13 protein-coding genes are annotated in these 13895 nt (G+C 44.6%); 2 read left to right on the top strand and 11 right to left on the bottom strand.

Annotation, left to right across the window (positions count from 1 at the left end; genetic code table 11):
- Positions 1–130 precede the first annotated feature (130 nt).
- Entirely contained in the window at positions 131–1873 is a 1743-nt protein-coding gene (locus N521_RS11720) for an adenine deaminase C-terminal domain-containing protein (protein ID WP_007496880.1), read from the bottom strand.
- 125 nt (positions 1874–1998) lie between these two features.
- Here N521_RS11720 and N521_RS11725 point away from each other — a divergent pair, with 125 nt between their 5' ends.
- Positions 1999–2220, top strand: a complete 222-nt coding sequence (locus N521_RS11725; protein ID WP_008344274.1) for a YgaP family membrane protein — start codon at positions 1999–2001, stop codon at positions 2218–2220.
- Between the two features lie 195 nt (positions 2221–2415).
- On the opposite strand, the gene N521_RS11730 is transcribed toward N521_RS11725, so the two are convergent.
- Genes N521_RS11730 through N521_RS11745 form a run of 4 tightly spaced genes read right to left on the bottom strand, consistent with a single transcriptional unit; the run spans position 2416 to position 6400 of the window.
- Positions 2416–3681, bottom strand: a complete 1266-nt coding sequence (locus N521_RS11730; protein ID WP_035391440.1) for a peptidase — start codon at positions 3679–3681, stop codon at positions 2416–2418.
- Positions 3682–3695: 14 nt separating this feature from the next.
- The gene (locus N521_RS11735) at positions 3696–4361 is read right to left on the bottom strand and encodes a 3-oxoacid CoA-transferase subunit B (RefSeq protein WP_035391442.1); all 666 of its coding nucleotides are present in this window, start codon (positions 4359–4361) and stop codon (positions 3696–3698) included.
- Positions 4337–5023 (bottom strand): CoA transferase subunit A, encoded by a 687-nt coding sequence (locus N521_RS11740; RefSeq protein WP_008344277.1) that lies wholly within the window; start codon positions 5021–5023, stop codon positions 4337–4339. The genes N521_RS11735 and N521_RS11740 overlap by 25 nt, the downstream gene beginning before the upstream one ends.
- 12 nt (positions 5024–5035) lie before the next feature.
- Positions 5036–6400 (bottom strand): aspartate aminotransferase family protein, encoded by a 1365-nt coding sequence (locus N521_RS11745; protein ID WP_019743752.1) that lies wholly within the window; start codon positions 6398–6400, stop codon positions 5036–5038.
- Positions 6401–6591: 191 nt separating this feature from the next.
- Here N521_RS11745 and N521_RS11750 point away from each other — a divergent pair, with 191 nt between their 5' ends.
- On the top strand, positions 6592–8250 hold the full coding sequence (locus tag N521_RS11750; protein ID WP_035391444.1) for a PucR family transcriptional regulator: 1659 nt from the start codon (positions 6592–6594) through the stop codon (positions 8248–8250).
- Here N521_RS11750 and ablB read toward each other — a convergent pair.
- The 6 genes from ablB to purM all read right to left on the bottom strand — a co-directional run bounded on the left by ablB (position 8245) and on the right by purM (position 13869).
- Complete coding sequence (ablB, locus tag N521_RS11755; RefSeq protein ID WP_035391446.1) at positions 8245–9090, bottom strand: putative beta-lysine N-acetyltransferase; 846 nt, start codon at positions 9088–9090, stop codon at positions 8245–8247. The two genes, N521_RS11750 and ablB, sit on opposite strands and share 6 nt — an antisense overlap.
- A gap of 19 nt (positions 9091–9109) precedes the next feature.
- Positions 9110–9301 carry a hypothetical protein gene (locus tag N521_RS11760; protein ID WP_017359816.1) on the bottom strand — a complete coding sequence of 64 codons (192 nt, stop codon included), beginning with the start codon at positions 9299–9301 and terminating at the stop codon, positions 9110–9112.
- Between the two features lie 120 nt (positions 9302–9421).
- Positions 9422–10696, bottom strand: a complete 1275-nt coding sequence (purD, locus tag N521_RS11765) for a phosphoribosylamine--glycine ligase (protein ID WP_024719399.1) — start codon at positions 10694–10696, stop codon at positions 9422–9424.
- Between the two features lie 12 nt (positions 10697–10708).
- The gene (gene purH, locus N521_RS11770; RefSeq protein ID WP_007496894.1) at positions 10709–12247 is read right to left on the bottom strand and encodes a bifunctional phosphoribosylaminoimidazolecarboxamide formyltransferase/IMP cyclohydrolase; all 1539 of its coding nucleotides are present in this window, start codon (positions 12245–12247) and stop codon (positions 10709–10711) included.
- A gap of 15 nt (positions 12248–12262) precedes the next feature.
- The gene (gene purN / locus N521_RS11775; protein WP_008344288.1) at positions 12263–12832 is read right to left on the bottom strand and encodes a phosphoribosylglycinamide formyltransferase; all 570 of its coding nucleotides are present in this window, start codon (positions 12830–12832) and stop codon (positions 12263–12265) included.
- Entirely contained in the window at positions 12829–13869 is a 1041-nt protein-coding gene (purM, locus tag N521_RS11780) for a phosphoribosylformylglycinamidine cyclo-ligase (protein ID WP_035391448.1), read from the bottom strand. The genes purN and purM overlap by 4 nt, the downstream gene beginning before the upstream one ends.
- Between the last annotated feature and the right edge of the window lie 26 nt (positions 13870–13895).

Raw genomic sequence — 13895 nt, forward strand, 5'->3', positions numbered from 1 at the left:
CTTCATTCGTCATGTCAAAGCCCTATGCTTTGTCACCATATCTAGCAGCGAAGAGATCTTTTGCTCACTCCTGCCCTATAACAGCGGTCAGAAATCTAGCAAATATGATACAGCTCCACTCTGTTATATTTTAACGCATTATAGACGGAAAGAGTACAGTTTTTTTCATGACATCAAATATTCCTCTTGGTGTCACCCGAATATACGGCAAGTGTGTGCTTTGGAAAAAGACAAGTGTATCAATCGGGCAGTCAAATGGATACCCGCGCTCAATGAGTAGCTCGCGTAACGTTTGCTCCTGCTGAAGAACCGTTTCAAACGATTCAGCTGATGCACAGCCTGATAATTGCAACGGGATTTCATGCAAAATCTTTCCGTTTTCTGCGAGCACAATTCCCCCGCCAATTTCTTTCATTCGCTTATGAGCAAGCATCATATCATCTTTATTTTTCCCAATCACTAAAATGTCACCAGTGGTTGAAAATGAGCTGACAAACCCTTGCACCTTGTTTGCAAATCCTTTTAACATTGTGTTCACGCGCCACTCGCCTTTTCGATCAATCAGACTGAAGAAGCTTTGATCATGGTCACAGGACAGCTGATTGACAGAGTTATCAATCTCCACTGTATAAGGCTCCATAATGACAGCATTTCGCATTTTGACACCAAGCGGCATTGAGAATTGCAAGTCACTCATTGTCAGGTCATAGCTTAAATCTAATGGTTCAAGCCCGCCATTTTCCCATTTTGTCTCTTGGAATTGATGCTGGTTCTCCCCCTCTAATTTAAGGATCACCCCTTTAGAAATCACCGTTTCTGGATTTGGATTCATCGGATCATCTAAAATATTCAAAGAAGCCAATCGACCAGGACCGACCACGCCTAATAAGTCATCAATTTGATAGTATTTCGCAATGTTAAAGGTCGCCATATTGTACGCATCAATAGTAGGCACGCCTTCTTCAAGGGCAATGGAAATGAGACGATTGATCATGCCTTCTTCATAAAAGTGAGGCGCTGATCCATCTGTTGTATAGAAAAAGTGATCGTAGTGCCTAAAGTCACGCTCATGCAACTCTCTTAAAATGTTCACTAAATCTGGGCGGATGGAAGAATGACGCAACGACACATGATAGCCAAGAGACAAGCGTTTGAGCACATCGTCTGCATTCATTGCTTCATGATCACTGTCCGCTCCAAACAGCTTCATTTTTGTTAGCGTTTTCTCAGAAGCCCCAGGGAAATGCCCTTCAATTCGTTTTCTCTGCTTCTTCGTTTCTTGCATGCAATATAAAATGAGATCATCACCGTCCATTAATCTTGGCCAGCTCGTTAATTCGCCGCCTTGTAGGACGTCGGGATGATCAATCCATTCTTTCCGATAGTTAATAGGAAGCATCTCATCTTCATACCTGACCTCGGTTTGAAGATCGTATCTGGACCACCAGAAATACTGAAATGGCTGCTTTTTTAATTCGCATAGAGTGGAAAGCGCTTTCTTTTCATTGCTTTGCAAAAGAAGAAATAAGTTATCGCTGACCATCGTTGTTGTGCCAAATTGAGACACATATTCTGCAAGTGATTGGGGATTATAAATATGGAACGGATGCGCGTGAGGTTCAATATACCCCGGCACAATGTATTTACCTTCACAATCAATCACACGTTTAGCTGATTTATTTTGAGGAAGCTCTGCTCCGACATAAACAATTCGATCATCATGTATCCAAATATTTGCCTTCACCCATTGCTTCAAAAACGGGTTTAGCACGAGTCCATTCGTTAAAAGGAGTGTTGGAACTATTTTTGAGTCGACTACATCGATTTGTGTGCGGATGTCATTGTTTCTCCAATTAAAAGTACGTTCGGACATTCACATACTCTCCTTCATTTGTATTAGCCCTATCGTAACATAACGAACCACGTTACGCATTAATGAAACGTTACAATTTCTTGAAATCACACTTAAAATAATTTAAAAAAGGAGAATCACTTGCAATGAAACCTAATCTTGGCTTAATGGAAGCGCTCATGAGAATTGCCTGCGGAATGACGATATGTACTGTAGCTGGATCCTTATATGCTCGAAAACCATGGAGTAAAATGCTGCTTTTTGGCATCATGCTCGGCGGATTAAAATTGGGCTCTGGTATTCTTCGTTTTTGTCCAGTGACCTATATGTGTGAACAGCAGAATACACATAAAGAGAAGGCTGAGTAGACAGCCTTCTTCAGATTGTTGACAAAGAGCTAAAATGAATTTTATTTTAGCTCTTTGTCTTCCTTTCAGCGTGACATGAAAACCTTTGAAGTCTAGGAAGGGCGAGCACCGGCGCACAGACCAGCGGGCGAATGCCAGGGTTTATCTAAACGCTGGAGAAGGCTGAGTAGACAGCCTTCTTTTTTTGTGTGTGAATCATTCCGCTGCTTCGCACCATTTGACCAATGTACCAGCAATGATTTCTGCTGCTTCAATGACATGTTTGATCTCAATAGATTCATTTGGGAAGTGGGCAAGCTCTGTCGTTCCCGGTCCAAACACAATGATTGGGATATCCGCTGCTTGTGACAGTAATCCGCCGTCTGTCCCCCAAGGGGCTGCTTCCACCTTTGGCGGGTGCTGCATGACCTCTTCATATTGTTCCTTCAATAGACCTAAAAGCGGGTGATCAGAGTCGATTGACCCCGGAAGCCATCTAGCACCAAACCAGTCCACCTCCACAGGATGTTCTTGAAACCAATCATCCTTTTCAGCGAGTCCAGTCATCCAATTTTCTAATTCCTTCTCTGCCTGCTCAACTGTCTCACCTGGCATCACACCAAGCCTGCCTTCCATTGTGACAAGATCGGCGACAGAGGACGGCCAATCACCGCCTTGAATTTTTCCAATGTTGATCGGAATTGGAATCGGGATGTGCTGAAACAGCGGCTCCGTCACTCGCTGATTTCTTTCTTTTTCTAGTGCCGCTATATGAGAAAGAACCACCGTGCTCTTTTCAATAGCAGAAACACCGTGATACCTTGTTCCGCCATGAGCTGCCCTTCCTTTAATATGCAACCTGAACCACTTTGACCCTTGCTGAATCGGAAAAATGTTCATATGACTTGGCTCCGGAATGATGGCAGCATCCGCTGTGTACCCTTTCAATATCGCTGCAAGTGTGCCTGCTCCGCCGCTTTCCTCTTCGACGACACTATGAAACACCACATCTCCTTTCAGGGGAATCTGAAGCGCATGCAGTGCCTCAAGCGCAAAGAGTAAAGAAACGTTTCCGCCTTTCATATCTGTTGCCCCGCGTCCATAAAGTCTCCCGTTTATGATATGCCCGCTGTAAGGCGGATATGTCCATTGATTCTTATCTCCTGCCGGAACCACATCTACATGCCCGTTTAATAAAATCGATTTGCCGCCACCTTTTCCTTTCAATCGCCCAGCAACGTTGGGACTCCCTTGAAAAGATCGGCGCGGGGAATAAAAATAAGGATGCTCTAGTAATTCATCGCCGCCAATTTCCCAAACGTCTACATCAAAGCCAACGGCGGACAGTTTATTGGCCACGATCTGCTGAACCTCTTCTTCATTTCCTTGGGTGCTGTCACATTGCACCATTTGCTGAAGAAGCGTAATGGCCTCATCCTGATGCTCTTTCATCCAGTTTCTGATACGTGTCATTGGCTGCAAGTCGTTCATCCTTTCTACACAACAGATTTGACATCAGGCGCTAAAATTAATGGCGCTTCAGTCGCCCTTATGACATCTTCCGGCTGAAATGGCGGCATGACTTCACGTAAAATGAGCAGCTGAGACTTGACCTCAATGACCGCCATATCCGTAATAATCAAATCGACACACGCTTTAGCGGTTAAGGGCAATGTACAAGTCGATTTCACTTTAGATCGACCGTGTTTATCCAGATGGCTCATCACCACTACCACTTTTTTCGCTTTTTGCGCCAGCTCAATCGCTCCGCCCATACCCGGTACTCTTTTCCCCGGTACAATCCAATTGGCAAGATCCCCTTGGCTGCTTACTTCAAGTGCACCCAAAATCGTCATATCCAGCATTCCTTTTCGGATGATGCCAAAAGCAGTCGTACTGTCCATGTACGAGCCGCCCTTTGTTAACGTAATGGGAAAACCGCCCGCATTGCATAAATTCGGATCTTCTTCCCCTTGCAAAGGCGAGGCTCCTGCACCCATAATGCCGTTTTCTGCATGCAGCCACACCTCGTAATGTGATGGAATGTAATCTGCTGCTAGGGTCGGAATGCCGATCCCAAGATTCACAATCATGCCATCTTCAATTTCTTGTGCTGCTCTTTTGGCAATGCGGTGTCTTAAATCGATGTCTCCCATGCCCATGTCCAGTTCACTCCTTTTGATTGCACGATTTGATTCACAAATACGCCTGGCGTCACGATTTCTTCTGGATCGAGCTGCCCCGCTGCCACAATTTCTTCTGCCTCCGCAATGGTCCAGTCTCCTGCCATCGCCACAATCGGGTTTGTATTCCGTGCGCTTTTATCAAAAATCAGGTTTCCCACTTCATCTGCTTTGTAGGCATTGACGATGGCAATATCCGCTGTGAGCGCAGGCTCCAACATATAATTCTTCCCATTCAGCTCAACCAATTGTTTCTCATCGAGATTCAGGCTATCCATCCCAACATCTGTCACAATGCCCGCCAGACCCATTCCGCCTGCTCTGATTTTTTCTGCAAGAATGCCCTGCGGATAAAAATGAACGTCTAATGTACCAGCCTGCATTTTCTGTCCGGCAATGGGATTTGAGCCGATATGAGAGGCGATGATTTTTTTCACTCTTCCTTCTGTGATGAGCCGGCCCACACCAATTTGCGGGAAACCTGCATCATTTCCGATCAATGTCAGATCTTGAATATTTGCTTCCAAAATGGCATCAATCAACGATGGTGGTGAACCCACGCCGCCAAATCCGCCAAACATGATGGTCATGCCATCTTTTAATCGCGTCATCACTTCATCCAAACCCACAGTTTTGTTCATGTTCGTTCCTCCTTACATAGCAGATGGGAAAAACCCTCGATTGATCACTTCTTGTTCGACTTGTGTGATGGTCTGCCCGAATAAATCAATGAGTTCATCCATTTCCTGCTGTGTGATGGAAAGCGGCGGTGCGATCATAACTGCTGCGCCTCCAACTCCATCCTCTCCAGCGCTTGCTGGATACACCAGCAGTCCATTTTGTTTTGCCGTTTCAACGACGAGGTTGGTTATCTGAGCATGTGCAGGAAATGGCGTTTTGGATAAACGATCTGCGACAAACTCAATGCCAATAAGCAATCCCTTCCCTCTCACATCTCCTATGATGGAATGATTGACTTGCAGATCTTTTAAAGCATTCATCAGATATCGCCCAGAAAGGTCAGCCCGGTCGGGAAGCTGATGTTTTTTCATATATCGAATGACCGCTAATGAAACGGCTGCTGAAAGCGGATTGGCACTATATGTGTGCCCTGCCATGACAGAGCCGGAGCCGCTGATAATCGGTGCCATCACACGATCCGTTGAGACAACTGCTGCGATTGGAGAATAACCTGCGCTCATTCCCTTTCCAAGAACCATGATATCTGGTACCGTGCCCCAATGTTCCATCGCAAACATTTTTCCAGTTCGTCCAAAGCCCGTCATGACTTCATCCGCGATCATTAAAATGTCGTTTTCTTCACAGACACGCTTCATCGCTTCGAAATAACCGTCTGGCGGCAGGAGCGCCGCTCCCGCTGCGCCAACAATCGGTTCGGCGATCAATGCGGCAATCCTCTCTTTTCCTATACGCTGGATGACGGTTTTAAATTCCTGGACATACCACTCGACCTGCTTGCTGTCTTCCTTTGGCAGCCATGACCGGTAGCTATAGGGCGGAGACAGCACTGGGTGCTTTTCAAGCAGTGGTTCAAAACGCTCTCTCCTTGCAATATGACCTGACATCGACAGCGCCCCTAATGTAATGCCGTGGTAACTCATCCATCTTGAGATGATATGATTTTTTTCCGTCTTCCCCTGCTCCTGCCAATGCTGTATCGCCATTTTCATAGCAGTCTCCGTTGCTTCTGAACCACTCCCTACAAAAAAAGACCAGTTCAGATCACCTGGGCAAAGTGTACTCAATTCATACGCTAGTTCTTCCGCTGGTTCATTCGTAAATTGTGACCTGTACGTAAAGCTCACCTTGTTCGCTTGCTCCGTCATCGCATCAATAATGTCTTGTATGCCATGTCCAATACTTGCCGTGACTGCCCCTGATGAGCCATCTATATATTTTTTTCCGTCCCGATCATATAAGTAAATCCCCTCTCCTCTCACAGCCACAGGATATTGCTGATTTAACATCGGTTTGATTAAGTAATCCCGGGTCTCCACTTTGTCATTCCTCCCTCTCTTGTCAGCAGCTGCACTTTTCTTTTTACATGAATCGCAAGAAAATTTTGTATACTTGGTATAAGATTAGCTTAATCAAGAGGGCAGTCATCCTCCATTCGCCATATGCCCGAATTTCACACGTGTTTTTTATACATGGTGTATAAGAGTGGTCAAAAGGAGGTCATGAGTCTATGGCGATTCTCGTCAAAGATGCACTCTCGCTCGATATGATGAAAGAAACCAAACTGCTTGCTGGAGAAAATGGACTGGATCGTCTTATCCAGTGGGTGACCATTGTGGAAATTATTGAGGACACGTCTAGACTTTCCGAAGGAGAATTACTTGTTACAACTGGATTTGGGCTGACAGAAAATAAAGAAAGACGCATCCGGCTTGAAAAATTGATTCAATCTCATCGTCTTTCAGCCATTGCCATTTATAAAGGCGTGTACTTAACGGAAATTCCCGCATCACTCATTGAAGCCGCCGAAAATAGCGGTATTCCGCTCATCGAGATTCCGCCCCATGTCAATTTTTCAGACATCACAAAAGCCGTTCTAGAACAAATCGTCAGCAGTCAGCTCCATCAGCTCAAATATTCTTCCGCGATTCATCAAAGACTGACCCATTTAAATGTGAGCAATAAAAATGTCACGCAAATTACAGATGAACTGGCACATCTCACAGCAGCAAATATCGTCGTGTTGGATGTGTTTTTGCACCAAACAGCAGCTCATCTCGAAACAGACGAAGTGACCTATTCTCATGCTTTTGGCTTTCTAACAGATGACGAACCGATTGAAACCTCTTCTCTGCTCAAGCAGGCAGAGGAAAAAGGCCGGCTTGTCTATGACACATATGGTGCGTTTGTTCTAGCTGCATGCCCTGTGATTGCAATGGGGGATATTTTCGGGTTCATTGTGGCGTTAAAGAAAAAAGAGACGTGGCACCATCTCGATGCCATCGCCATTGAGCATGCCGGTGCGGTGTATGCGATTGAATGGTTGAAACAAAAAGCCATTCAAGATACAGAAAACCAAATGCAGGGGCATTTATTGGATGATATGCTGCAACAGCAATACACAGAAGAAAGCTATGTCATCGAACAAGCAAGAAAGCTGCAATATGATATGAGCGAAGAACAAGTCGTCATCTACTTTCAATTTCAGCATCAGCACACACAGCTCGACCATCAAATGGTGCAGCGCCTATCCCAATTGCTCACATCCATTTTTGAACGCAGACAAATTCCTTTTTTATTAAAGGCAAGGCTTGATTCCATTTTCGTTCTGACACCCGCAGGAAAAAACACGTATCAAGAAACAAATTGGTATCGCGCATCAGAAGAATGCCGCAGTACTTGGTCTTATTTTTTCCCCGTCCATCCGATTGTGATTGGCATTGGAAGAGCCTACGACCAGATCAGTCTCTTTTCCAAAAGTGCAAAAGAAGCCCAGTATGCAGCAAGGCTTCTTCCTCTTTTGAAAACAGATGACAGCATCATTCATTATCAGAAGCTCGGTCTATATGGGATGTTGCTTGAAATGAACGAAGCCGGAATGAATTTGCATGACTTTTATGTGGAGCTGTTAAGCCCGCTGCTTTATACAAAAAAACAAGGGGCTGACCTCATTCATACACTCGAAGTGTATTTGGCACACAATGAAAATATTCAAAAGTCAGCGGGGGAATTGTTTATTCACCGGCATACGTTAAGCTACCGGTTGAAACAAATTGAAACGAGAACAGGCTGCAGCCTCAAATCCACTGATGATCGGATGAAGCTGCAGCTCAGTATCATGGCGTACCGCCTATCTGGTCTGCTTGATCAGATGAGAACCATTTCATGATTCATTTGGCGTTTTGACCCATAGATTCATATCTTCAATTTTGTCAAAAATATAGCAGTTGTTTTGAAAGCGTCCGGTGTATGTATACCCGAGCTGATAAAATACTTGATTCATTCCATAGGACAGTGCACGGGCAAGAGAATAAAAGACATAAATGTGCATGGATTGAAGCTCTTGTTCGAGGGCTAGAATCAAATGATGCATGAATCCTAGTTTTCTGTATGTGGGAAGGGTTGCACAATCTGTTAGTTCTGCATGACCATACGGTACATTGATTTCAGCAGAAGCGGCACTTACAAGTTGACCGTCATGTTCAACGGCATAAAAAACCGTCCCTTCCTCCATTACCTTTCGGATGTAATCTGGCTCATTCATTGGCGTGGGGTACGTTTCAAAGACCGTATCATAGAGCGCTGCCAGCTTGTGCACATCCTCTGGACCGGCTTTCCTCATCACATACTCATCCTGCCACACGCCTTGGTCTTTTTTAATCGGCTTTTCTTGAATAGACGCAACGATTTCATCTTCCTTCAACCAAAATGGGCTGTTCATTCGATCTTCGGTCAGAAAGAGCGACATGCCGTATGCATCACTTCCGAGGAAATAATGAGAAAACACGCCTTCAAGCCGAAAGCCTTTTTCTAAAAAAAGAGGCATATGCTCACGCCTTACTTTTACAATGACCTTAGACGCCTTGCAGTCCGCCGCTTCCTGAAGCACGGACTGAATCACATCACGCACCCTGCCGCTATAATCATCCAAACGAATTCTCTCGTTAAATGAATCCATACAGATCAAAGCAGAAAAACGATCGTTTGCAAGCTTCTTCAATTGCACCATATACTCATTCCCCTCTTAGCTAATAAAAAAACTTCCAAATTAAAAATGAAGAAATAGCAATACCAGAAAAAATGGATAGGATCATATAACTAATGGCAAAGCCTTTTTTCAATTTATTCTGCTTAATGGCAGTCACCATGATGTTATTTATAGTTATGAGATATAAAACAAGCATGACGTTTGCAAAGATGATAAATGCTTTGATTTCCATGTTTCCTCCCTAAATCTATTCGTAATCCCATACTACTTCTTCATCATCTGCCCGCATCCCTCCTATGAACAGAAGAAGAAAAAACACCTTTCCATCTCGTCAGATAGAAAGGTGTTTTGATTAAACGTTTTTCCCCGCTGCCTTCAGCGCACGGGCGCCAATGTCACGGCGATAAAATAAACCTGGCTGAATGATTTCTTCAACCGCTTCATACACTCTTGATCTTGCTGCTTCAAATGTGTCGTCAAATGCGGTCACATTTGCTACTCGGCCGCCATTTGTGACAAATTGATCGTTTTCTTTTTTTGTTCCTGCGTGGAAGGTCACAACATCAGAGACCGTTGTTTGCAAAGCACCGATTGGTGTGCCTTTTGCGTAGTCTTCCGGGTATCCTTCTGAAGCAAGAACCACACTGACAGCGGCTGTGTCTTTCCACTGCAAGTCCACATCTTTTCCATCTAGAATGTCGAGGAAGACTTGGACTAGATCTGATTCAAGACGAGGGAGTACTACTTGCGTTTCAGGATCGCCAAAGCGTGCATTGAACTCAATGACTTTTGAGCCTTCTGGTGTTAGCATTAAGCCTGCATATAAAATGCCTGTAAACGAACGCTCTTCCTGCACCATCGCGCGAGCTGCTGGTTTGACGACGTCTTCCACCGCTTTTTGTACCACTTCATCAGAAATTTGTGGAACCGGTGAATAAGCGCCCATCCCGCCGGTGTTTGGTCCTTTGTCATCTTCAAATGCCCGTTTATGATCCTGTGCGATCACCATCGGATACACCTTTTCTCCATTGACAAAGGCCATCAGAGAAAACTCTTCACCTGTTAAAAATTCTTCAATGACAACCGATGCACTCGCATCGCCAAACTTTTCATCCTCTAAAAAGTCATGCAGGCAGTTGATTGCCTCTTCAAGCGTCATTGCCACTGTCACGCCTTTTCCTGCGGCAAGCCCATCTGCTTTAATGACAATTGGGGCACCCTTTTCTTCCACATATGCCTTCGCTTCTTCAAACGATGTAAAAGTGGCGTAAGCGGCCGTCGGAATCTCATAATTTTTCATTAAGTCTTTTGCAAATTCTTTTGAGCCTTCAATGACTGCGGCTTTTGCATTCGGTCCAAATACCTTTAGACCTGCTTCTTCAAATGCATCGACGACACCTGCAATTAAAGGAACCTCTGGACCGACAATTGTTAAACCGATGTTATTGTCTTTTGCAAAACGAATTAACGCCTCATGATCACCTTCGTCGATCGGTACAAGCTTCGCAGCGTCTGTCATTCCATCATTGCCGGGTGCGACAAATACTTGGCTGACAAGTTCACTTTGATTCACTTTCCATGCGATGGTATGCTCTCTTCCACCTCTGCCGATAATTAATACGTTCACACTGTCATCCCCTTAATGTTTGAAATGTCTAACGCCAGTGAAGACCATGGCGATGCCGTATTCATCTGCCTTTTGAATCGATTCTTCATCACGAATAGATCCACCTGGCTGGATGATCGCTGTAACGCCTGCCTTTGCAGCAGCTTCCACTGTATCGCCCATTGGGAAAAATGCATCAGAACCTAGTGCACTGCCTTTTGCCTTTTCACCTGCTTGCTCAATCGCAATATTAGCCGAGCCAACACGGTTCATTTGACCAGCGCCGATGCCTGCTGTCATTTGATCCTTCGCTAGAACGATGGCATTTGATTTCACATGCTTGACGACTTTCCAAGCGAGCTTTAAGTCTTTCCATTCGTCTTCAGTCGGCTCTCTTTTCGTTGGGATAGAGATCGTTGCTTCCTCTAAGCCGTATGTGTCGATATCCTGAACGAGCAATCCACCATGAACACTTGTGAGCTGCTTTTCTTTTTTCCCAAGATCTGCTTCTACATCTAATGTTAGTAGACGAAGGTTCTTTTTCGCTGTTAACACGTCAAGTGCTTCTTGGCTAAACGATGGAGCAATGACGATTTCTAAGAAAATCGTATGGAGCACCTCAGCCGTTTGCTTGTCTACTTCACGATTAAGCGCCACAATGCCGCCGAAAATAGATGTTTCATCTGCTTTAAATGCACGGTCAAATGCTTCTGCAATCGTTTCACCTGTCCCAACACCACATGGGTTCATATGCTTTACAGCCACAGCCGCTGGCTCCGTAAATTCACGTACAATTTGAAGAGCTGCATCTGCATCTTTGATGTTGTTGTAGGAAAGTTCTTTTCCATGTAATTGCGTTGCCGTAGCTAAAGAGCCTTTGCTTGGAAGCGCATTTTCATAGAACGTCGCCGCTTGGTGCGGGTTTTCTCCATAACGAAGAGATTGTTTTTTCTCAAATGTAACTGTGAACTGTTCTGGCTCTGTTTCACCAACAAAGTTCGTTAAATAATCCGCAATCAGGGCATCGTAAGCAGCTGTATGACGGAATACTTTTGCTGCAAGCTCACGTTTTTTCTCTAGTGAGACGCCGCCTTCTTTGATTTGTTGAACGACAGAATCATAATCACGCGGGTCTACAATCACCGTGACATCCTGATGGTTTTTAGAAGCAGCACGAAGCATACCCGGTCCGCCAATATCAATGTTTTCAATCGCTTCTTCATACGTGACATCGTCTTTGGAAATGGTCTCTTTGAATGGATATAGATTCACAACGACAAGATCAATCGGCTGAATGCCGTGCTTTTCAATCTGTGCCATATGCTCATCGTTTTCTCTCACTGCTAACAGTCCACCATGAATGTTCGGATGAAGCGTTTTGAGTCGTCCGTCCATGATTTCTGGGAAGCCAGTCACTTCAGAAATACCAATGACATTAATGCCGTTCTCTTGAAGAAGTTTGTGTGTACCACCAGTTGAAATCACTTCAACGCCAAGTTCTGTTAGTTCTTTCACAAAAGGTACAAGATTTGTTTTATCGGAAACACTGATTAATGCGCGTTTGATCGTCATGCCTTTGTCACCTCATTAAGATAATTCTAAAAGTGATTTGATCACTTTTGGATATAGTGTATGTTCTAATTCATGCATTCTTTTTTCAATGGATTCAAGGTCTTCCCCTTGTTCAATATGAATGGCTGCTTGGTCAATAATCGGGCCGGTATCCATGCCTTCATCGACATAATGAACCGTGATGCCAGCCACTTTGACTCCTGCTTGATAGGCTTGTCCAATCGCATCGAGTCCAGGAAATGCTGGCAATAAAGAAGGGTGGATATTCACGATTTTCCCTCTAAATGCATCAAGCAATGTCGGACCGATCAGTCGCATATACCCAGCGAGGAAAATCCATTCCACTTCATGCAGCTTCAGCTGTTCAATGATGGTTTGCTCAAAAGCGGCTTTACTCGGGAAAGCCTTCGGTGTAAAAGAAAAGGACGGAATGCCCTCTTTCTCTGCCCGCTCCAGCACCTTCGCACCCGGTTTATCACAGATCACAATGGCGGCTTTTGCCGGCCACTGTTCTTCTTTTAACGTATCAATAATGGCTTGAAAATTTGTCCCGCTTCCAGAGGCGAAGATCGCAAACTTTTTCATGAGAGGCTTCCACCACCGAAAGTGACGCCTTCTCCTTTTTGAACTCGTCCGATAAGAAAGGCTTTCTCTCCGTCTTGTTCAAGTCCGCTGATCACATCCACAAGATCATCCTCTTTGACGGCTAGGACAAAGCCGATGCCCATATTAAATACATTGAACATCTCTTCTGCTTTTAATTGCCCTTTTTCTTGAATAAAGGAGAAAATAGGTGGAACTGGCCATGAGCCGTTATCAATCTCAACACCAAGTCCTTCAGGTAGCATACGTGGTAAATTCTCAATAAAGCCGCCGCCTGTCACATGTGCCATACCGTCAACCTTGCCAGCTTTCACTTGTTTAAGAACAGGCTTGACATAAATCTTCGTCGGTTCAAGCAGCTCTTCTCCAAGTGGTCTTGTAAAAGGTTCATACGTTTGGTGAAGATCTAGACCCGCATCTTCAAGCAATACTTTTCGTACAAGAGAATAGCCATTGCTATGAATTCCGCTAGAGCTGAGTCCAATCAGCAAATGCCCTTCCTTGATGTTCTCTCCTGTGACGATTTCATCTTTTTCAACGACACCTACAGAAAATCCAGCAATATCATATTCTTCTTCTGTGTAAAGACCCGGCATTTCTGCTGTCTCTCCGCCGACAAGCGCTGAGCCAGACTGCTCGCATCCGTCAGCTACACCTTTGACGATGGATTCAATTTTCAAAGGATCTGCTTTTCCAACTGCTAAGTAATCTAAGAAAAAGAGCGGCTCTGCCCCTTGTGCAAGTACATCGTTCACACACATAGCGACAGCATCTACACCGATCGTATCGTGTTTATCCATTAAAAATGCTAGCTTTAATTTCGTACCAACACCATCTGTTCCTGAGACAAGAACGGGCTTTTTGTATGGCAGTTCAGATAAATCAAACATCCCACCAAATCCGCCTAGAGCACCCATGACACCTGCTCTTTTTGTACGTTCTACATGTGTTTTCATTCGTTTAACGGCTTCGTATCCTGCTTCGATGTCGACACCGGCGTTTTTATATGCTTCTGACATCCCATTCACTCCTTTTATCTGCTTGT

Source organism: Bacillus sp. UNC125MFCrub1.1 (assembly GCF_000701305.1).
In the GTDB taxonomy this organism is placed as follows: Bacteria; Bacillota; Bacilli; order Bacillales; family Bacillaceae; genus Bacillus; species Bacillus altitudinis.

Coding starts and splice junctions, on each gene's coding strand:
- N521_RS11720 (WP_007496880.1), bottom strand. CDS start 1,873: ATGTCCGAACGTACTTTTAATTGGAGAAACAATGACATCCGCACACAA.
- N521_RS11725 (WP_008344274.1), top strand. CDS start 1,999: ATGAAACCTAATCTTGGCTTAATGGAAGCGCTCATGAGAATTGCCTGC.
- N521_RS11735 (WP_035391442.1), bottom strand. CDS start 4,361: ATGGGCATGGGAGACATCGATTTAAGACACCGCATTGCCAAAAGAGCA.
- N521_RS11740 (WP_008344277.1), bottom strand. CDS start 5,023: ATGAACAAAACTGTGGGTTTGGATGAAGTGATGACGCGATTAAAAGAT.
- N521_RS11750 (WP_035391444.1), top strand. CDS start 6,592: ATGGCGATTCTCGTCAAAGATGCACTCTCGCTCGATATGATGAAAGAA.
- ablB (WP_035391446.1), bottom strand. CDS start 9,090: ATGGTGCAATTGAAGAAGCTTGCAAACGATCGTTTTTCTGCTTTGATC.
- N521_RS11760 (WP_017359816.1), bottom strand. CDS start 9,301: ATGGAAATCAAAGCATTTATCATCTTTGCAAACGTCATGCTTGTTTTA.
- purH (WP_007496894.1), bottom strand. CDS start 12,247: ATGACGATCAAACGCGCATTAATCAGTGTTTCCGATAAAACAAATCTT.
- purN (WP_008344288.1), bottom strand. CDS start 12,832: ATGAAAAAGTTTGCGATCTTCGCCTCTGGAAGCGGGACAAATTTTCAA.
- purM (WP_035391448.1), bottom strand. CDS start 13,869: ATGTCAGAAGCATATAAAAACGCCGGTGTCGACATCGAAGCAGGATAC.